Source organism: Streptomyces spiralis (assembly GCF_014654675.1).
Classification (GTDB): Bacteria; Actinomycetota; Actinomycetes; order Streptomycetales; family Streptomycetaceae; genus Streptomyces; species Streptomyces spiralis.
In genome coordinates this window covers 25,108-43,791 of sequence record NZ_BNBC01000058.1, presented here as the reverse complement: position 1 = coordinate 43,791, position 18,684 = coordinate 25,108, and the positions used below count along the sequence as shown (strand labels likewise).

The following is an 18,684-nucleotide window of genomic DNA, read 5'->3' as shown; positions in this document are numbered from 1 at the left end:
CCTCCTAGACCCTGAGGGCGGTGAGCAGTTCCAGGGTGTCGCTCTCGTCGGCGGACAGCAGCAGTACGCGGGCGTACGGCCGCAGGGCGGCGATGGCGTCGTCGGCCTCGAAGCCGTCGCCCAGGACGACCCCCGCGGTGGTGATCCCGCGGCGGCCGCAGATCCGTCCGATCGCCGCCGCGGTGGCCCGGCCGCCGTCCTCGGTGGCGAGGACGACGACCACGTCGCTGCCCGTCAGGGCCTCCTCCAGCGGGGTGGCCGTCCCGTCGAGCTCGTGCAGCAGCCCGTCCGCGGCGCCGCCGGTGTAGAACCGGGCGTGCGCCCAGGGGCGTTCGGCCAGGCGGCGCGCCACCGAGGCCGCCCGCTCGTCCAGCGCGACGACGCGGGCGGCGCGGGCCGGTGCGATCGGGACGTCGATACGGAAGCGCGACTCGGCCGCGGAGGCGGCGCGGGCGCTCTCGCTCACATGCATGGTCGCCGTCGCCATCTCACACCGTGGTCTGCGGGACGCCGGGGGTGACCTTCACCGCGTCACGGCAGGAGTCCAGGAAGGACTCCGCCTGCGGCAGCACCACGGCCGCCGACCGGACCCGGTGGTGCTCCGGGTCCACCCCGGGCGGGGTGACACCCTCGTCGCGCAGCGCGACGGCGGCCTTGCGCAGCTTCTGGCGGGCCTTGATGATGCCGCTGTCGGCGGGCACCAGCCGCTCCTTGGTGCGGTCGACGATCGGGCCCATGCTCTCCTGGAGGGAGGCGTCCTGCATGGCGATGCCGGCCACGCCGGAGTAGGTCTCGCCGCGCTTCTGTGCCTCACGGTCGATGAGGTAGTCGTTGTCCATGTTGGCGACCGGCCGGTAGGTGCCCGGGATGTTCTTGCTGTGGACGCCGTGGCCGTCGATCATCGCCTGCCGCTCGGTCTCGGTCAGGGCCCGTACGGGGTGGTAGTCGAAGGAGTAGGTCCAGCAGTTCTCGTCGTCGATCGGCACCCAGAAATGGCCGTGCACCGGATGGTCGCCGCGCGGCGGGACCATGGTGAACGCCGGCATCACATAGGGCGTGATCCGCCAGTAGTACTTGCCCTCCTCGGCGTTGCGCCGGGCGCCCACGAAGAGCCCGCCGTCGCTGTCGGCGACCTCGAAGAAGGGCTTGGTGTCGTTCATGTTGTACTCGTTGCCCTTGGCGCCCCGGAACAGCGGGTCGGTCTTCAGACCGCCGGAGTGCAGGAACGTGACATGGCTGGAGTCGATGCCGCCCTCGAAGGCCTGCAGCCAGTTGCACTGCTGCCAGCGCTTGGAGGTGTAGGTCTGCTCCGCAGGTACGTGGATCCACTCGAACTCGGGCAGCGGCGGCTGGGTCGCCGCGTCCCCCATGTAGGTCCACAGCACGTCGCCTATCTTCACCAGCGGGTACGACGTGAGCTGGACGTTCTGGCAGAAGCTGCTGTTGTCGGCCTCGGAGGGCACCTCGACGCACTGGCCGGTCACGTCGTACTTCCAGCCGTGGTACGGGCAGCGCAGGCCGGAGCCCTCGTTGCGGCCGAACCACAGGGAGGCCCCGCGGTGCGCGCAGAACTCGTCCACCAGCCCGTAGCGGCCCTCGCTGTCGCGGAAGGCGACCATGCGCTCCGACAGCAGCTTGACGCGCACGGGCGGGCAGTCGTTCTCCGGGAGTTCCTCGGCGAGCAGTGCGGGGATCCAGTACTGGCGGAACAACTCGCCCATCGGTGTTCCCGGACCGGTCTGAGTGAGCAGCTCGTTGATTTCTTTTCTGAGCACGGCCGTTTCCCTTTCAGGTACTGACCCGCCGGCGGGTCGTGGGCTTCGGTGCTGAGCGGTGCTGCCGGGGCGGCGCGTTCAGGGCTGCTCCGGGGGGATGTCGACGGTGAGTCCGTCCAGTTCCCGGGTGAGGCGGATCTGGCACGACAGTCGGCTGGTGTCGCGCCGTTCGGCTACGGCCAGGTCGAGCAGGTCGTCCTCCATGTCGCCGGGCGGCCCGACGAGCGGCGCGAACTCCTCGCGCACCCAGACGTGGCAGGTGGCGCAGGACTGGTTGCCGCCGCACTCGGCGACGATTCCCGGAACGCCGTTCCTCACGGCGGCCGCCATGACCGAGTCCCCGACCGTCGCATCGACGGTGTACTCGGGACCGTCACTGCCGACGTAGATCACCTTGGGCAAGGTCCCTGTTTCCTCTCGCGATCGGCGGAAGTCCACGGCGGACGGGCACGCTGCGGCCCCACACTGTCCGCGCTGTGGTCTGTCCATTAGACCAGAATCTTGGAACGGGGAACAAGAGACGGAACAGGCGGTCACAATCGGCGGCATGCGCACGCTGATCCTGCTCCGTCACGGCGAGAGCGGATGGAACTCCCAGAACCGGTTCACCGGCTGGATCGACGTCGACCTGACTCCGCGGGGCGAGCGGCAGGCCCGGCACAGCGGCCGGCTGCTCCGCGAGGCGGGACTGCTGCCGGACCTGGTCCACACCTCCGTACTGACCCGGGCGATCCGCACCGCGACACTGACCCTGGAGGCCGCCGGCCGGCCCCGGATCCCCGTCACCCGGAACTGGCGGCTCAACGAGCGGCACTACGGCGCCCTTCAGGGCCGCGAGAAGAACGCCGTGCTGCGGGAGTTCGGCGAGGAGCGGTTCCGGCGGTGGCGGCGCTCGTACGACGCGGCACCCCCGCCGGCCGCCCCGGACACGGCCCGCGGGCTCGCCTGCGACCCGCGCCACGCCGGCCTCCCCCACGAGTCGATGCCGCGCACCGAGTCACTCGCCGACGTCACCGCACGCCTGCTGCCGTACTGGCACGACGCCGTGGTCCCCGGCCTGCGCGCCGGCCGGACCACGTTGGTCGTCGCGCACAGCAACTCGCTGCGCGCCCTGGTCGCCCACCTGGACCGGCTGAGCCCCGAGGAGCTGCCGGCCCTCGACATTCCCACGGCCATGCCCCTGCGCTACGACCTCGACGAACACCTGGTGCCGCTGGTCCGCGGCGGCCGGTACCTGGACCCGGAGGCCGCCGCCGCGGCGGCTGCCGAGGTGGCCGCCGAGGGATCGCGATCATCCCGTCCGACTCGTTGACGACCTCAATCAGTGGACTTATGGTTCTACCAATTCCGCCACCCCCGATCCCCACGCCCTGGCAGCGCGTGCCGCGCTGCACGAACCGATCAGGAAGGGCCGCCGCATGGCCAAGGACGCGATCGTCAACGACTCGCTGGCCGCGAAGTTCGCCACTGAGAAGGAATCCCCCTACACGCGCTGGGTGGCCGCCGAAGGGTTGGACATCATCGCCGCCCACTACATTCCCGACCTGCGCACGGTCGAGCTGAAGCCGTGGGAGCGACGCGGCGGGCGGGGTGTGTTCATCAACCACGAGGCGACCCGTACCTCCAACGACTGCTACGTCTGCGAGATCCCCGCCGGCGGGAAGCTCGCGCCGCAGCGCCAGCTGTTCGAGGAGATGATCCTCGTCCTCGACGGCCAGGGCTCGACGAAGGTCTGGAACGACGCCGGTGCCGAGGTCACCTTCGAGTGGCAGACCGGCTCGATGTTCGCCATTCCCCTCAACGCGCATCACCAGCACTTCAACGGCTCAGGACGCAAGGCGGCACGCTTCGTCTCCTCGACGAACATGCCTCCCGTCATCAACCTCTACGGCGATGCCGACTTCGTCTTCAACACCCCGCACGACTTCCCGGACCGCTTCAACGGCGAGCCCGACTACTTCTCCCCTCGGGGCGAGCAGAAGGGGCTGCTGCTCGACACCAACTTCGTGGCCGACGCGGTCAACCTGCCGCTGATCGACGCCAAGGAGCGGGGCGCCGGCGGCGGACACATCCGCTTCGCGATGGCCAAGGGCTCCATGAACAGCCACATCTCGCAGTTCCCGACGGCCACCTACAAGAAGGGGCACCGGCACGGCCCGGGCGCCCACGTCATCATTCTCTCCGGCGAGGGCTACAGCCTGATGTGGCCCGAGGGCGAGGAGCCCCGGCGCTACGAGTGGGGCCCGGGCACACTGATCGTGCCGCCCAACATGTGGTTCCACCAGCACTTCAACACCGGCACCGAACCGGGCCGCTATCTCGCCTTCAAGCACGAGGTGGTCTCCGTGCGCAACGCCCAGGGCGTGCCGAAGGCCTGGATCAGCCGGCGCATCGGCGGCGACCAGATCGACTACGCCGACGAGTCGCCGTACGTGCGCGAGACGTTCCGCGAGGCACTCGCCAAGCACGGCATGGAGCCGCGGATGGACGCCGTCTACGAGGCGGAGCTCGCCACGCTCCCGCCGAAGCCGGAGCAGTCCGTCACCGTCTGAGGAATCGTCCGACGTCCACAAGGAGCGGAATCCGTGCGGCACACCGAAGAACACAACCATGACGACGGGGTGCGCACGGTCCACTCGGCGTACCTCCCCGACCACGACCATGTGCACGACGACGAGGCATACGGTGCGCTGGAGGACAATCCCATCTGGCAGCAGGACAACGTCACCCTGCACAGCGTCGGCATCGACATCGGCTCCTCGGGCACCCAGGTCCTCTTCTCCCGCCTGCACCTGAGGCGCATCGGCGAGGACCTGACCAGCCGCTATCTGGTGGTGCGGCGCGAGACGCTGCACCGCTCCCCCGTGGAGCTCACCCCCTACGCCGACGACGAGCACATCGACGCCGGCGCCCTCGGGTCGATCATCGACGCGGCCTACCGGGCGGCGGCCGTCGACCCGGCGCACGTGGACACCGGGGTGGTGATCCTGACCGGAGAGGCGCTGCGCCGTCGCAACGCGCAGGCGATCGCGCGCGTGCTCGCAGAGCGCGGGGGCGAGCTGGTCACCGCGAGCGCCGGCCATCACATGGAGGCCATGCTCGCGGCCTACGGGTCGGGCGCGGCCAAGGTCTCCTACGACACCGGCCGGCGCATCCTGAACATCGACATCGGCGGCGGGACCACCAAGCTGGCCGTGGTCGACGCGGGGCGTGTCACGGCGACGGCGGCCGTCCACGTCGGCGGCCGGCTCCAGGTGGTCGACGAAGCCGGGCACATCGTCCGGCTCGACCCGGCGGGCGCGGCGCACGCGGCCCGCGCCGGGCTCACCTGGAAGGTGGGTGACACCGTCCGGCCCGACGAGCTGGACCGCGTGGCGGAGTCGATGGCGGACGCTCTCGTGGCCGCCGTCACCGCCGATCCGCTGCCGCCCGGCATCCGCGGGCTGTACCTCACCGAGCCGCTGCCGGGCGGCGGTGGCGTCGACGCGGTGATGTTCTCCGGCGGAGTGGCGGAGTACGTCTACGGCCGGGAGCGGACGGACTTCGGCGACCTCGGCCGCCGGCTGGGCCACGCGCTCGCCCGGCGCCTGAAGGCCGGCGCCCTGCCGTATCCGCTGCTGCCGCCGGGCGAGTGCATCCGGGCGACGGCGCTGGGCGCCTCCGAGTACAGCGTCCAGCTGAGCGGTAACACCGGCTATGTCTCCGACCCGGACGCCCTGCTGCCGCGCCGCAACCTCCAGGTGATCAGGCCCCATTACCGGCTGGGCGAGAGGGTCGACGCCGAGGCGGTGGCCGCCGCGATCCGCCGGCACCTGGTCGCGCTCGACGTCGCGCAGACGGGCGCGGACGTCGCGCTCGCACTGTCGTGGAGCGGGCCGCCCAGTCACGAGAGGCTGCTGCCGTTCGCGCGCGGCGTCCGGGACGCCCTCGCCGAGCGGACCGCCGCCGGACGACCGCTGTACGTCGTGCTCGACGGAGACGTCGCCCTGACCCTCGGCAGACTGCTGCGCGAGGAACTGGACGTCACCGCCGACCTCATGGTGGTCGACGGGCTGAGTCTGCGCGACTTCGACTACGTCGACCTCGGGCGGCTGCGCTTTCCGTCCCACACGGTGCCGGTCACGATCAAGTCCCTGGTCTTCGAGCAGGAGACGGTGGGTGCGGGCGGCCCCGCGTCATAACGATGAAGTAAAGCTCCCGTCCTATGGTTAGACCATCATACCTCAGCTCCTGTTTCATGCAGGAAACAGATCCCGGACGGACCCGAGCCGCAACCCGTCGCCGACCGGCCGACGCCCCCCCCGTCGGCCGTCGCCGCGACCGCACCCTCCCCCACACTCTGTGCCCTCTCCGTCCGTCCCACGAGCCGTTCGCCTCGTCCAAGGAGTGTGCGATGCGTCAAGGTGCTCTCCCCGCCGGCCTGCTGGCCGCCGGGCTCATCCTCACCGGCTGCGGCGCCTCCCCGACGACGGGCGCCGCGGACTCCGCCCCCGCCAAGAACCCCTACGCCGCCTACGAGTCGCTCACCGGCCAGGAGCGCACGAGCAAGCTGCTCGCCGACGCCAAGAGCGAGGGCGGCGTGCTCGACCTGTACACCTCCAACACCGACATCCAGGATCTCGTCGACGGCTTCCAGAAGGCCTACCCCGGCATCAAGGTCCATGCCTTCCGCGCCAACTCCGAAACGGTGCTGCAGCGGGCGCTCCAGGAGAACCAGGCGAACAAGCCGCAGAACGACGTCATGGACACCAACGACCTCGAACTGCGCGCCCTGGACTCCCAGCACCTGCTCCACGCCTACGACGGCCCCGCCACGGCAGGGCTGAAGGACGCGGCGAAGAACCTCGGCGGCTGGACGGCGGAGCGCTTCAACGCCTTCGTCGTCGGCTGGAACACCAACCTCGTCAAGGAGGGCCAGAAGCCGAAGGAGTTCGCCGACTTCGCCGACCCGAAGTGGAAGGGCAAGCTGTCCGTCGAGGTCGGCGACTGGGACTGGTACGCCTCGATGCACACCTACCTGACCGAGCAGCAGCACATGAGCCCGGCGGCCGCGGACGCCCTCTTCAAGAAGATCGCCGCCAATGTGAAGGTGACCAAGGGCCACACCGTGCAGGGCGAGCAGCTCAGCGCCGGCCAGTTCGCCGTGGCGCTGTCGGTCTACAGCCACACCGTCGACAAGGCGGCCAGGAAGGGGGCGCCGGTGGCCTGGCGGCCCGCCGTCGAACCGGTGATCCTGCGGCCCAACGGCGTGGCGCTCATGGCCCGCCCGCGTCACGCGGCCGCCGCCCTGCTGTGGGTCGACTGGGTCCTCGGCGACGGACAGAGGATCATCGCCGAGTCCCTGCGCATCCCGGCGGCCAAGAGCGTTCCCGGATACCGGGACCCGATCCCGCCCGGCACCACCACCTACAGCCTCTCGAAGACCGCCGAAACCGACACCAAGAAGTGGAACACCGCCTACGACGCGCTGCTGCGCGGCGTCCCCGCGGCCGGCTGACCGCACTCCCGTACCGCCCCTTCGCCCCTCCCCAGGAGAGCACCGCATGAGGACCCGTAACACCGCCCTAGCCGTGACCGGAGTGCTGGTCGCGGCCGTCACCACCGGGTGCGGCGGCGCCGTCACGACGGCAGCGCCCGCCAAGGCGGACGGCACCTACGCTCAGATCGCCGCGCTGCCCAAGGACCAGCAGGTCGCCAAGGCCCAGGAGCTGGCCGCCAAGGAGGGAAAGACACTCTCCCTGTACACCTCGATGACCGCGGACATCGCCACGCCCGTCGCGCAGGCCTTCGAGAAGAAGTACGGCATCCACGTCAGCGTCTTCCGCGGCAACTCCGAGACCGTCCTTCAGCGGGCCATGCAGGAGTCGCAGGCCGGCAAGCCGGGCGCCGACGCGGTGGAGACCAACTTCCTGGAAATGACGGCGCTGTCCGGCAACGGTCTGCTGGCGGACTTCGACGGCTCCGCGCTCGACAAGGTGGAGCCGGCCGGCAAGTTCGACCACTGGACGGCCAGCCGGCTCAACGTCTTCCAGCCCGCCTGGAACACCGACCTGATCAAGCCCGGCGACGAGCCGCACAGCTGGGAGGACCTGGCCCAGCCCAAGTACAAGGGCAAGCTCACCCTCGAGGTCAGCGACAGCGACTGGTTCGAGAACGTCACCAAGTACTGGCTGGGCCACGGCAAGTCGCAGGCCCAGGTGGACGCCCTGTGGAAGGCCATCGCCGCCAACGCCAAGGTGGCCAAGGGCCACACGACGATGATGCAGTTCCTCTCCGCGGGCCAGTCGCCCATCGAGGCGATGAACTACACGTACATCACCGACCGGGCCGCCGAGAAGGGCGCTCCCGTGACCCACCTGCCCAAGAGCGGGGTGTCCAAGATCCCCGCCTTCGCCCGGCCCAACGGCGTCGGCATGCTCAAGAACGCCAAGCACCCCGCGACGGCCTGGCTGTTCTACGACTGGCTGCTGACCGACGGCCAGAAGGAGCTGGTCAAGCTCGGCCTCACCCCGTCGACGAAGGTCCCCGGCGACAACAGCCTGCGCGGCCTGACGCTCGTCCCCTTCGACGTCAAGGGCCTGAGCAACGACGGCGGCAACTGGGACAAGAAGTACGACGCGCTGCTGCGCGGCGTCACGGGCTCGGGGAAGTGACCCGCGATGACCCTCGCACCCACCTCCACGACCGCGCACGACAACGGCCCCGACGCCGGTCCGGGATCCGCACCCGGGCCCGGGGCCGACGGCCGGGCAGGCCGGCTCCTGCGGCTGCTGCGCCGCCCGCTGTCCCTCCAGGGCCTGCTCGTCGGCGGCGCCGTCGTCGTCGTCGGTTATCTGGCGATCGTGCCGCTCGGCTACCTCGTCCACGACACCTTCCTCAGCGCCGACGGCCGGGGCGTCTCCTTCGGCGCCTTCTCGCGGGCCTACGGCGGCAACTCGCAGTCCGGCGAGATGATGCTCAACTCGCTGTGGTTCGCGCTGGGCTCCGCCGCACTCGCGCTGGTCCTCGGCACGGCCCTGGCGTATGTGCAGGTCCGCACCGACACCCCGTTCAAGGGCCTGTTCTTCGCCGCGTCACTGGTACCGCTGATCGTCCCCGGCATCCTCTACGCCACGTCCTGGATCTTCCTCGGGGACCCGCAGAGCGGACTGATCAACTCCCTGGTCTTCAAGCCGCTGTTCGGCACCTCGCCGGTCAACATCTACAGCGTCTGGGGGATGATCTGGGTGCAGGGGCTGCACCTGGCCCCGGTCGCGTTCCTGCTGATGGTGGCCGCCTTCCGCGCCATGGACCCCTCCCTGGAGGAGTCCGCCGCCATGTCCGGGGCGAACCGGCTCACCGTCCTGCGGCGCGTGACCATCCCCCTGCTGCGGCCGGCCATGATCTCCGCGGCGCTGCTGATGTTCGTGCAGTCCCTGGAGAGCTTCGAGGTGCCAGGCCTGCTCGGCCTGCAGAACGGCATCTATGTCTTCACCAGCCGCATCTACTTCGTGCTGCGGGCCTACCCCGTCGACTACGGCGCGGCCGGCGCCTACGCGATCGGCCTGCTTCTCATCGCGGTGCTCGGCGTGCTGCTCTCGAGCTGGCTGCAGCGCTCCTCCCGCAACTTCCAGACCGTGACCGGCAAGGCGTTCCGGCCCCGCCCGGTCGAACTCGGCCGTGCCCGCCCGCTCGTCGGCGCCGGGATCATCCTCTACTTCCTGCTCACCGTGGTCCTGCCGGTCGCCGTGCTCGTCTACGCCTCCCTGCTGAAGTACTACGCGGCCCCGAGCAGCAAGACCCTGAGCCAGATGACACTGGACAACTACCGCGCCGTCCTCGACATGCCGCTGGCGTTCACCGCCCTGAAGAACTCCCTGATCGTCGGGGTGGGCGCGGCGACGGCGGTGATGATCCTCACCGCGATCGTCGCCTGGGTCGTGCTGCGCACCAAGGCCCCCGGCCGGCGCCTGCTCGACCTGCTCGCGTTCACCCCGATCGTCATCCCCGGCCTGGTCCTCGGTCTGGCGCTGGCGTTCGTCTACCTGCGGATGTCGCTGCCGATCTACGGCACCCTGTTCATCCTGCTGATCTCGTACTGCACCCGCTACCTGCCGTACGGCATGCGCTACTCCTCCGCCGCGATGGCGCAGATGTCTCCGGAGCTGGAGGAGTCGGCGGCGGTCTCCGGCGCCTCGTGGTTCCAGACCTTCCGCCGGGTGCTGCTGCCGCTGATGAGCGGCGGCATCCTGGCCGGCTGGGTCTACATCCTCGTCGTGTCCTTCCGCGAGCTGTCCAGCACCATCCTGCTCTACAGCCCCGGCAAGGAGGTCCTGTCGGTGCTGATCTGGGAGCAGTTCGAGAACGGCCAGTTCACCACCCTCGCCGCGCTCGGCGTCTGCATGGTCGTCCTGCTCGTCGTCCTCGTCTCCATTGCCTACCGCCTGGGTGCCCGCTTCGGGCTGCAGAGCGACTCCGCGAACTGATCGAAGGGACCATCAGCGATGTTGACGGTCGAATCCCTCAAGAAGAGCTACGACGACACCTCCGCGCGCGCCTCGAAGCGCCGGTCCGGTCAGGGCGCGCGCGTGTACGCCGTGGGCGGGGTCGACTTCGAAGTGCACGACGGCGAACTGTTCACCCTGCTCGGCCCGTCCGGCTGCGGGAAGACCACCACGCTGCGCTCGGTGGCCGGTCTGGAGCGCCCCACCGAGGGCCGGGTCACGCTCGGCGGCCGCGTGTTGTTCGACGCGGCGCAGAAGATCAACATACATGCCAACCAGCGCGGCCTCGGCATGGTCTTCCAGTCGTACGCCATCTGGCCGCACATGTCGGTGTTCAAGAACGTGTCGTTCCCGCTGGAGGTGATGCCCCGTGCCAAGCGGCCCGCCCGCAAGGAGATCGAGGACCTCGTCGGGCAGGCCCTGGAGGTCACCGAGCTCGCCGCCTACGCCGGCCGGCCCGCCACCAAGCTCTCCGGCGGCCAGCAGCAGCGCCTGGCCCTGGCCCGTGCGCTGGTGACCCGGCCCGAGCTGATGCTGCTGGACGAGCCGCTGTCCAACCTGGACGCCAAGCTGCGCGAGTCGATGCGGTTCGAGCTCAAGCGGCTGCAGCGGGAGCTGAACCTCACCGCGATCTATGTGACGCACGACCAGTCCGAGGCGCTGGTGATGTCCAACCGCATCGCGGTGATGAACCAGGGCCGCATCGAGCAGATAGGCAAGCCCCGCGAGATCTACACCAAGCCCGCCACCCGGTTCGTGGCCGAGTTCATCGGCACCTCCAACTTCATGGAGGGCAAGGTCGTCTCGGCCGGGGCGGGCGAGGTGAGCGTGGACACCGCGCACGGCCGCATGGTCGCCCACGGGGTGGAGCGCATCCCGGCCGTCGGGGACCCGGTACTGGTCTCGATCCGGCCCGAGTGCGTCGACCTGTCCCGCGAGCGGCGCGGCAACGTGGCGAACGAGTGGTCGGGCACGGTCCTCACCCGCGCCTTCATGGGCGACGTCGTCGACCACATCGTGGGCGTCGGGGAGCTGGAGATACGCAACCGCTCCAACCCCACCCTGTCCATACCGCCGGGCACCGAGGTGCACTTCTCGGTCGCCCCCGACAAGGTGACCCTCGTCCCGGTCGACTGACCCATGGCGATACCGGAGGTACTGCGCAACCGCGACTTCGACCTCTACTGGGGCGGCGTCGTCCTGTCCCAGATCGGGACCCGGGGCGCCGTCGCCGCCAACCTGTACCAGGTCTACCAGCTGACCGGTTCCACCGCGCAGGTCGGACTGGTGGGCCTGGCGCAGGCGGTGGCCCTGCTGGTGCTGTCCCCGGCCGGCGGCATCTACGCCGACCGGCTGGACCGCCGCCGGCTGCTCCAGGTCACGCAGGGGGTGGCGCTGCTGGTGTCGGCGGGGATCGCCGCGCTCACCCTGGCGGGCGGCGCCACGGTCTGGGCGGTCGTCGTCTCCTCGCTGCTGGCGACGGCGGCGGCGACCTTCGACCAGCCGGCCCGGCAGGCGCTCATCCCGGCGATGGTGCCGAAGGAGCGACTCGTCGAAGCCTTCGCCCTGCTCAACCCCTCGCGCGAGCTTGCCGTCCTGCTGGGCCCGGCGCTGGCCGGCGGGCTGATCGCCGTCGGCGGGCCGGGGGCCGTCTACGTCTTCGACGCCGTCACCTACGGCGCCCTGGTCGTCGTGCTGGCCGTCCTGCGCGTGCCACCCCTGCGCGTCGACGGCGCGCGGCCCTCACTGTGGGACAGCCTCCGGGACGGTGTGGGGTACGTGGCCGAACGGCCCGTGGTCTGGCAGCTCATGGGCCTGGACCTGACGGCCACGGTGTTCGGCGCGTACCGGGTGCTGCTGCCCGCCTTCGCCTCGGACGTCCTGCACGTGGGCGCCACCGGCTACGGCCTGCTGTCCGCTGCCCCCTCGGCCGGGGCGCTGATCGGGTCGGTGTGGGTCTTCCGGCTGGTGCGCACCGCCCGCGCCGGACGCATCGTGCTGTGGGGAACGGCCGCGTACGGACTGGCCGTCGTCGCCCTGGCCCAGTCGCGCACCTTCTGGATCGCCGGAGCCGCGGCCCTGGCACTGGGCGCGGCGGACGCGGTCGCCACCACCGTGCGCCACGCCGCCGTCCAGGTGGAGACGCCGGACGAGCTGCGCGGCCGTGTCTCGGCCATCTACCAGATGTGCTCCCGAGGCGGCCCCGCCCTCGGTGACTCGCTGATGGGCGTGGCCGCCGGCGCGCTCGGTCCGGTCGCCGCGCTGACCTTCGGCGGGCTGGTGCCGGCCCTCGTCTCGGGCGCGAGTGCCACCCGCAGCCGCACGGTGCGCGAGTACCGCGTGGAGACCGCCACGGCCGGGGTCTCCTGATCGTCCGACTCCCCTTTCACCACCTCCTGTTGGGAGACACGTTGAGTACGCACACCACGACCGGAGTCACCCACTACCACGTCCAGAAACGACGACGCGCCGCCTTCATCGAGGAGTGGCGCAAGAACCACCGCACCGTCGTGCCCCTCGAGGACGTCGTGATGCACCCGACCGAGCGGGGCAGCCGCGTCGGCGTCTACGTCGGCGCCGACGGCGACCGGCCGACCCGGACGATGGACGCCCTGGCGCACGAGCTGGACCCGGGCACGACGACCACACTGCACCGGCATTCCTGGGACGCGATGGTCTTCGTGGTGGCCGGCTGGGGCTGGACCGAGATCGACGGCAAGCGGATCGACTGGGGCCCCGGCGACTCACTGCATCTGCCGGCCTGGGCCTGGCACCGCAGCGGCAACGACGGTGACACACCCACGCGTTACCTCACCTTCTCCAGTGCACCGCTGCTGGAGACCATGGGCATGGCCGTCCTGGAGGACGCGGGCCACACGCCCGTCGACGAGCTGCCGCCGCGCCCGCCGTTCTCGCCGGGCCGCGACGGCGCCGACCCGTACGCGACCCGGTTGCGCCGTCTCGCCCGCGACCAGGAAGCCCGCCGCTCGGGCCGGCTGCACACGAGCTGGGACGAGCTGGAGCTGCGCAACACCCCGCGCGGCACCCGCACCACCTTCCTGCTGGACCGTGCCATCGGCTACCAGGCCTCGGGCATCACGATGGCCATGTTCGAGATCGGCCCCGGCCGCGCCCAGTCGATGCACCGGCACCCGGGCGAGGCATGGCTGTACGTCGTGGAAGGCAGCGGCGAGAGCTACCTGGGCACCGAGCCGGAGGGCGGCGAGCGCCATCCTTGGAAGAAGGGCGACATCATCGTCGTCGACCACTTCCTGTGGCACCAGCACATCAACACCGACCCGGAGCGCACCGCGAAGGTGGTCCGCATCCACATGTTCGACAGCCTGCTGGAGACGATGCGGGCCCTGTGCGATCCGCTGGTGCTGTTCGAGGAGCCGCCGGACCACATCCGCGACGCGCAGGCCGGTGACCCGTCGACGATCCAGTGGCCCGCGCTGACCCGCCCCACCTGGCCCTGAGCGAAAGGACCTCCGACGGTGAGCACCGCAACTCCGCACGGTGTCGCGGGGATCCACGCCCTGCCCGCCGACCACCACGACGGGCCGTGGGACTCGGTCATCGTCGATCCACGGGTCAAGGAGCGGCTGCTCGCGACCGCCGTCCTCGTGCTCCGGCACGGGCGGCGGCTCGCGGGCTCGCCCGTGGCCCCGCACGGTCTGGTGGTGCTGGCCGGTCCACCCGGCACCGGCAAGACCACCCTGGCGCAGGGCCTCGCCCAGGCCGCCGCGCGCACCCTGGCCCCGCACGGCGCGACCACACTGGTCGAGGTCGATCCGCACGCCTTTCCCAGCGAGATGCTGGGCGAGAGCCAGCGCGCGGTCTCCCGGCTGTTCCGCGAGACGCTGCCGGAACTGGCCGCGCGCCGTCCCCACACGCTGGTCCTTGTCGACGAGGTCGAGGCGCTGGCGGTGCGCCGCCACGCGGCCTCCTTCGACACCAACCCGGTCGACGTGCACCGGGCGACGGACGCCGTGCTCAGCGGTCTCGACGCGCTGCGGGCCGAGCGTCCGGGCACGTTGCTGGTGGTCACGACGAACTTCGCCGAGGCCGTCGACGAGGCGTTCCTCTCCCGCGCGGACCTGGTGGTGCGCACGGAACTGCCCGACGAGTCGGTGGTGCCGCGGATCGTCGCCGACTCGCTGCGCTCCCTGGCGGCGCAGTGGCCCGAGCTGTCGCATCTGGCGGAGGATCCGGCGGTGCACCAGCGGGTGGGAAAGCTGCTGACCGGTCTGGACGGGCGGCGGATCCGCAAGACCGTGCACGGGGCGCTCGCCCTGCGCCTGGACACGGCGCGGGAGCCGGCCCGCCTGAGTCTGGACGACCTGCTCGCCGCGGCCGAGGAGGCTGCCGCGGACCGCGTGTGACGCGGACGCACCACGTGCTTCGGCCCCACACCCGTCGGGACGGTGTGGGGCCGAAGCGTTCCGGTCGGGCGGGGAGCGTTCGGGTCAGGCCTCGGGCACCGACCGGTACTCGGGGGCGTCCTCCATGAAGTGCACCGTGTCGTAGCCGAGGTGCTTGAAGACGCGGTTCTGCGCGGACAGCAGCCGCAGGGGCGTGCCGTCGTAGGCGAAGAGCTGGCACACGTGGTTCTGCGGCACGTACAGCGTGTCGCCCTTGGTGATCTCGTGCCGGGTCGGCTCCAGCGCGACGCGCGCGTAGTACTTCTCGGCGATCTCCGCCTCGACCTCCCACTGCAGGGCGTACCCGCCCCCGTCGAGGACGTAGAGCACCTCGTCGGCCATCTTCCAGTACTTGCCGGAGCGGCTGCCGGCGGGGATGTCGAGCTCGAAGGCGTCGACGGAGAAGATGCGGGCGTCGGTGCGCTCGGGCGAGGAGAGCACCCGGACCCGGCCGAGCGGAGTGTTCTCCCAGGTGGTGTCGGCCGGCTTGATGACCTTCTTGCGGTCGCCGACGCCCGGCGTCCAGATGCGCGACCAGTCCTCACGCGGCCCGAACTCGTCCTCGCGCTCGACGGGGCCGCTGCGGCCCTGCTGCCACAGGCCCATGAACATCCAGGTGCTCTTGGCCTTGACCACCAGAGCGGTGGCGGTCTCGTCGTAGGGGTTGAAGTGGCGGTGCACGGAGTCGGTGTGGACGAAGACGAGGTCGTCCTTGGCCCAGTCGTAGCGCTGGTCGTCGTGGATCTCGTAGCCGCGGCCCTCGAGGATGTAGAAGGCGGCCTCGTTCTGGTGGCCGTGCCCGTGGTTGCTGGACTGCGGCGGCAGTTCGACGAAGTGGACCTGGATGGTCTGGGTGAGGAAGTCCTCGTCCCCCGGGCCCACCCGCCACCACGTCCGGGACTTCTCGCTGTCGCCGGAATGGGCCACCTTGGCGTCGTCGACGACCACGGAGTCGTCACGCACCCGCTTGACCGCCAACTGCCGGCGGCGGAACTCGCCCAGGCCGTAGGTCTCCGAGGTCAGGCCGCGGACGAAGACGCGCCCCTTCTTGCCCATGGTGCCTCCTGTGATGGCCGTAGCCCTGTGATCACCTGATGGTCTAACCATAATGCCTTAACGTCGGACACAAAAGAGCCCCGGACCCAACCGGATCCGGGGCCCGCCCACTTCGCCCCTACGCGCCGGAGCGTTCACCCTTCACCCGGGACGCCGTCCGCTTCAGGTGCGTGCGCATGATCTCCGTCGCCGCCTCCGCGTCACGCGCCGCGAGTGCCTCGACGAACGCACGGTGCTCCTTCGAGCCCTTCTGCCCCATCCGGGGCTCGATGCTCTGCGCCTCGCGCAGGCTCATGAGCATCGGACCGTGGAAGGACTGGACGAGCATCTCGATCGCGGCGTTGTGCGTGCACGCCGCCACGCGCGCGTGGAAGTCGGCGGACATCTCCATGTCGTACCGTCCCTCCTTGACCGCCTCCGCGTGCTCGTCGCACAGGGCACGCAGCGCGTCGAGATCCTCGTCGGTGGCGCGCTCGACGATGAGGGGCACGATGCCCAGCTCGAAGACGAGCCGCGCCTCGGTGACCTCGGCCGAGGTCACCGGCGACAGGGACAGCAGGTCGGCGAGGCCCTCCCCCACCCGGCGCGACGACGGCGCCGTCACGAACGCACCACCCCGGGCGCCGACGCGGATCTCCACGAGCCCGCTGGCCTCCAGGCTGCGCAGCGCCTCCCGCACGGTCACCCGGCTGACGCCGAACTGCGTACACAGATCGCGCTCGCTGGGCAGCCGGTCGCCGGGCTGCAGATGCTCTTCCTTCAGCAGCGTTCGGATCTGGTCGACGATCAGCTGGGAGACGCGACTGGAGGACACCGCCTTGAACAGGCCCTCGGGCGCGGCGGTCCGCTTGGCCGGCGCCGCGCCTTCGTTCTCGGCTCGCCGGGCATGGCTGGGTCGGGATGGCATGAGCGCATTGTCCCATGACCAGGCGGGTCGTTGACCAGCTCTTCGACAATGGCTTAAAGTCATACCAACAGACCAATAGAGAACGGGCGAATCCTGGTGGAGTCGTACGAAGCACTGCGTGAGCGCGTCGCCGTCGCCTGCCGCGTCCTCGCCGTCACCGGCCTGGTGGAGCACATCCTCGGACACGTCAGCGCCCGGACCGGTGAGCGAACCCTCCTGGTGCGCGGCCGCGGCCCCGGGGAACGCGGACTGGCGTTCACCGTGGTCGACGACGTCCAGGAGGTCGACCTCGACGGCAAGGGCGAGACACCCCCGGAGTGGTCCGCGCCGAGCGAGCTGCCCATCCACGCCGAGGTGCTGCGCGCCCGGCCGGAGGTCACCGCCGTGGTGCACGCCCATCCGCCCGCCGTGGTCGCCGCCTCCGCCGCGGGCCTGCCCTGGCTCCCCCTCGTCGGCTCCTACGACATCCCCGCGGCCCGGCTCGCACACGACGGCATCCCCGTCTGGCCCCGCTCGGCCCTGATCCGCCGCCGGGACCTCGCCGAGCAGATGGTCGCCTCGCTCGGGGACCGCCCCGTCGTCGTCCTGCGCGGCCACGGGCTCGTCGCCGTCGGCACCGGCGATCCCCGCCAGGCCGTGGCGGAGGCCGTGACCCGGGCCCTCGCCGTGGACGCGCTGGCCCGCACCACCCTCGCCGTCGCCGCCACCGGCGCACCCCTGCGCCCGATCCCGGATGACGACATCGCCGAACTGCCGGACCTCGGGCCCGCCTTCAACGTCTCGGCGATGTGGCGGCATCTCGCGGCGCGGGCGGAGCACGAGGGCCCCGGCACACCCGTACGGCCCTGACCGCCGCCACCGGTACCCAAGCCCCTGAGCAGCGCCGAAGGGAGAAGCATGCTCGTCCTCGGCAACGACGTCACGGCCGCCGTGCTCACCATGACCGACGTGGTGCACGCGCTCGAAGAGGCCTATCACGACCTGGCCGCGGGCACGGGAGTGTGCCGTCCCCGTATCGATCTGGCCCTGCCCCTGGACGACGAGCGCGTCTACCGGTGGGGGACGATGGAGGGCGGCTCGGCCCGCACCGGCTACGTCGCCCTCCGGATGAAGTCCGACGTGCTCACCGAGGCCGGTCCCCCGGGCCGCCGGACACAGGAGAAGCACTGCGTGCGGCCGGGGCTGTTCTGCGGGCTGGTCCTCCTGCTCGACGCCCGCACCGGTGAGCCCGTCGCGCTGCTCAACGACGGGCTGCTGCAGCACCTGCGGGTGGGCGCCGACTCGGCCATCGGCGTACGCCACGGCGCACGCGATGACGCCCGCGTACTGGGCCTGCTCGGTTCCGGCGGCATGGCACGCAGCCACGTCGAGGCGCTGCGCACCGTACGCCCGCTGGAACGCGTCCAGGTGTACAGCCCCACCCGGGCTCATCGCGACCGCTTCGCCGCCGAGATGCGCGAGCGGTACGGCCTGGACGCGGTGACGGTCGACGAGCCGGAACAGGTCCATCAGGGTGCCGACATCGTGGCCGGCTGCACCGACGCCGTCGGCGACGTCGTCCTCGGACGGCATCTCCGACCGGGCACCCATGTCACCTGCATCGGCGGCAGCCCGGACGCACGGGCGCGGCAACGCTTCGACGTGTGGCTCAGGCTCGGCAACGCCAGCGTGCCCTCCTCCGCACCCGGCTGGGAGACCGAGGACGAGTACGTGACCTACCGGGCCGACCCCGGGGCCGCCGTCTGGCGGCGCCACCGGCACGACAGGGGCGTCCGCCGCCCGCCGGCCGATGCCCGGGTCGTGCACCTCGACGCGGTACTCGCGGGCCGCGCCCGCGCCCGCGAGAGCGATGAGCAGGTGACGTTCTCCGAGCGCGGCAACATCCAGGGCGCCCAGTTCCACGCCGTGGCGGCCCTCGTCTACGAACGGGCTCGCGAGCGCGGCATGGGCCACGAGATTCCCCGCGAGTGGCTGCTGCAGGACATCCGCGACTGAGTCGGCGGGTCACCGGCCAGGCACGGCCGGGTCCCCGGCAGGGA

At 70.9% G+C, this 18,684-nt stretch carries 17 protein-coding genes; 12 read left to right on the top strand and 5 right to left on the bottom strand.

Features of this window, described 5'->3' with window-relative positions; all coding sequences use genetic code 11:
• Positions 1 to 4: 4 nt before the first annotated feature.
• From IE318_RS38245 to IE318_RS38235, 3 genes are all read right to left on the bottom strand, one after another.
• Positions 5 to 487: a hypothetical protein gene (locus IE318_RS38245; protein WP_030178155.1), complete on the bottom strand. Its 483-nt coding sequence runs from the start codon at positions 485 to 487 to the stop codon at positions 5 to 7.
• A 1-nt stretch (position 488) separates the two neighbouring features.
• Positions 489 to 1,775 (bottom strand): aromatic ring-hydroxylating dioxygenase subunit alpha, encoded by a 1,287-nt coding sequence (locus IE318_RS38240; RefSeq protein ID WP_030178154.1) that lies wholly within the window; start codon positions 1,773 to 1,775, stop codon positions 489 to 491.
• Positions 1,776 to 1,853: 78 nt separating this feature from the next.
• Positions 1,854 to 2,177: a 2Fe-2S iron-sulfur cluster-binding protein gene (locus IE318_RS38235; RefSeq protein ID WP_030178153.1), complete on the bottom strand. Its 324-nt coding sequence runs from the start codon at positions 2,175 to 2,177 to the stop codon at positions 1,854 to 1,856.
• Positions 2,178 to 2,322: 145 nt separating this feature from the next.
• Between IE318_RS38235 and IE318_RS38230 the strand changes: the two genes are divergently transcribed.
• From IE318_RS38230 to IE318_RS38185, 10 genes are all read left to right on the top strand, one after another.
• Positions 2,323 to 3,087 (top strand): 2,3-bisphosphoglycerate-dependent phosphoglycerate mutase, encoded by a 765-nt coding sequence (locus IE318_RS38230; protein WP_189907511.1) that lies wholly within the window; start codon positions 2,323 to 2,325, stop codon positions 3,085 to 3,087.
• A gap of 106 nt (positions 3,088 to 3,193) precedes the next feature.
• Positions 3,194 to 4,327: a cupin domain-containing protein gene (locus tag IE318_RS38225; RefSeq protein WP_189907510.1), complete on the top strand. Its 1,134-nt coding sequence runs from the start codon at positions 3,194 to 3,196 to the stop codon at positions 4,325 to 4,327.
• Positions 4,328 to 4,360: 33 nt separating this feature from the next.
• On the top strand, positions 4,361 to 5,956 hold the full coding sequence (locus IE318_RS38220; protein ID WP_189907509.1) for an ethanolamine ammonia-lyase reactivating factor EutA: 1,596 nt from the start codon (positions 4,361 to 4,363) through the stop codon (positions 5,954 to 5,956).
• Between the two features lie 212 nt (positions 5,957 to 6,168).
• Positions 6,169 to 7,272, top strand: a complete 1,104-nt coding sequence (locus tag IE318_RS38215; protein ID WP_189907508.1) for an ABC transporter substrate-binding protein — start codon at positions 6,169 to 6,171, stop codon at positions 7,270 to 7,272.
• Positions 7,273 to 7,318: 46 nt separating this feature from the next.
• Positions 7,319 to 8,428 carry an ABC transporter substrate-binding protein gene (locus IE318_RS38210; protein ID WP_189907507.1) on the top strand — a complete coding sequence of 370 codons (1,110 nt, stop codon included), beginning with the start codon at positions 7,319 to 7,321 and terminating at the stop codon, positions 8,426 to 8,428.
• A 6-nt stretch (positions 8,429 to 8,434) separates the two neighbouring features.
• Positions 8,435 to 10,240: an ABC transporter permease gene (locus IE318_RS38205; RefSeq protein WP_189907506.1), complete on the top strand. Its 1,806-nt coding sequence runs from the start codon at positions 8,435 to 8,437 to the stop codon at positions 10,238 to 10,240.
• 18 nt (positions 10,241 to 10,258) lie between these two features.
• Positions 10,259 to 11,395 carry an ABC transporter ATP-binding protein gene (locus IE318_RS38200; protein WP_030178144.1) on the top strand — a complete coding sequence of 379 codons (1,137 nt, stop codon included), beginning with the start codon at positions 10,259 to 10,261 and terminating at the stop codon, positions 11,393 to 11,395.
• 3 nt (positions 11,396 to 11,398) lie between these two features.
• Entirely contained in the window at positions 11,399 to 12,628 is a 1,230-nt protein-coding gene (locus IE318_RS38195) for an MFS transporter (RefSeq protein WP_189907505.1), read from the top strand.
• Positions 12,629 to 12,669: 41 nt separating this feature from the next.
• Entirely contained in the window at positions 12,670 to 13,737 is a 1,068-nt protein-coding gene (locus tag IE318_RS38190) for a cupin domain-containing protein (protein ID WP_189907504.1), read from the top strand.
• Between the two features lie 18 nt (positions 13,738 to 13,755).
• Positions 13,756 to 14,643 (top strand): AAA family ATPase, encoded by an 888-nt coding sequence (locus IE318_RS38185; protein ID WP_030178139.1) that lies wholly within the window; start codon positions 13,756 to 13,758, stop codon positions 14,641 to 14,643.
• Between the two features lie 84 nt (positions 14,644 to 14,727).
• Here IE318_RS38185 and IE318_RS38180 read toward each other — a convergent pair whose 3' ends face one another.
• Complete coding sequence (locus tag IE318_RS38180) at positions 14,728 to 15,738, bottom strand: cupin domain-containing protein (RefSeq protein ID WP_189907503.1); 1,011 nt, start codon at positions 15,736 to 15,738, stop codon at positions 14,728 to 14,730.
• Between the two features lie 118 nt (positions 15,739 to 15,856).
• A complete protein-coding gene (locus IE318_RS38175; protein ID WP_189907502.1) occupies positions 15,857 to 16,645 on the bottom strand; it encodes a FadR/GntR family transcriptional regulator in 789 nt (262 codons plus the stop codon).
• Between the two features lie 96 nt (positions 16,646 to 16,741).
• On the opposite strand from IE318_RS38175, the gene phtC reads away from it, so the two are divergent.
• Both phtC and IE318_RS38165 read left to right on the top strand, forming a co-directional pair.
• Positions 16,742 to 17,494, top strand: a complete 753-nt coding sequence (gene phtC, locus IE318_RS38170; protein ID WP_229904026.1) for a 3,4-dihydroxyphthalate decarboxylase — start codon at positions 16,742 to 16,744, stop codon at positions 17,492 to 17,494.
• Between the two features lie 48 nt (positions 17,495 to 17,542).
• Positions 17,543 to 18,640 (top strand): ornithine cyclodeaminase family protein, encoded by a 1,098-nt coding sequence (locus IE318_RS38165; RefSeq protein ID WP_189907501.1) that lies wholly within the window; start codon positions 17,543 to 17,545, stop codon positions 18,638 to 18,640.
• The last annotated feature ends 44 nt before the right edge of the window (positions 18,641 to 18,684 follow it).

Coding starts and splice junctions, on each gene's coding strand:
- IE318_RS38245 (WP_030178155.1), bottom strand. CDS start 487: ATGGCGACGGCGACCATGCATGTGAGCGAGAGCGCCCGCGCCGCCTCC.
- IE318_RS38230 (WP_189907511.1), top strand. CDS start 2,323: ATGCGCACGCTGATCCTGCTCCGTCACGGCGAGAGCGGATGGAACTCC.
- IE318_RS38225 (WP_189907510.1), top strand. CDS start 3,194: ATGGCCAAGGACGCGATCGTCAACGACTCGCTGGCCGCGAAGTTCGCC.
- IE318_RS38215 (WP_189907508.1), top strand. CDS start 6,169: ATGCGTCAAGGTGCTCTCCCCGCCGGCCTGCTGGCCGCCGGGCTCATC.
- IE318_RS38210 (WP_189907507.1), top strand. CDS start 7,319: ATGAGGACCCGTAACACCGCCCTAGCCGTGACCGGAGTGCTGGTCGCG.
- IE318_RS38205 (WP_189907506.1), top strand. CDS start 8,435: ATGACCCTCGCACCCACCTCCACGACCGCGCACGACAACGGCCCCGAC.
- IE318_RS38200 (WP_030178144.1), top strand. CDS start 10,259: ATGTTGACGGTCGAATCCCTCAAGAAGAGCTACGACGACACCTCCGCG.
- IE318_RS38195 (WP_189907505.1), top strand. CDS start 11,399: ATGGCGATACCGGAGGTACTGCGCAACCGCGACTTCGACCTCTACTGG.
- IE318_RS38180 (WP_189907503.1), bottom strand. CDS start 15,738: ATGGGCAAGAAGGGGCGCGTCTTCGTCCGCGGCCTGACCTCGGAGACC.
- IE318_RS38175 (WP_189907502.1), bottom strand. CDS start 16,645: ATGCCATCCCGACCCAGCCATGCCCGGCGAGCCGAGAACGAAGGCGCG.
- IE318_RS38165 (WP_189907501.1), top strand. CDS start 17,543: ATGCTCGTCCTCGGCAACGACGTCACGGCCGCCGTGCTCACCATGACC.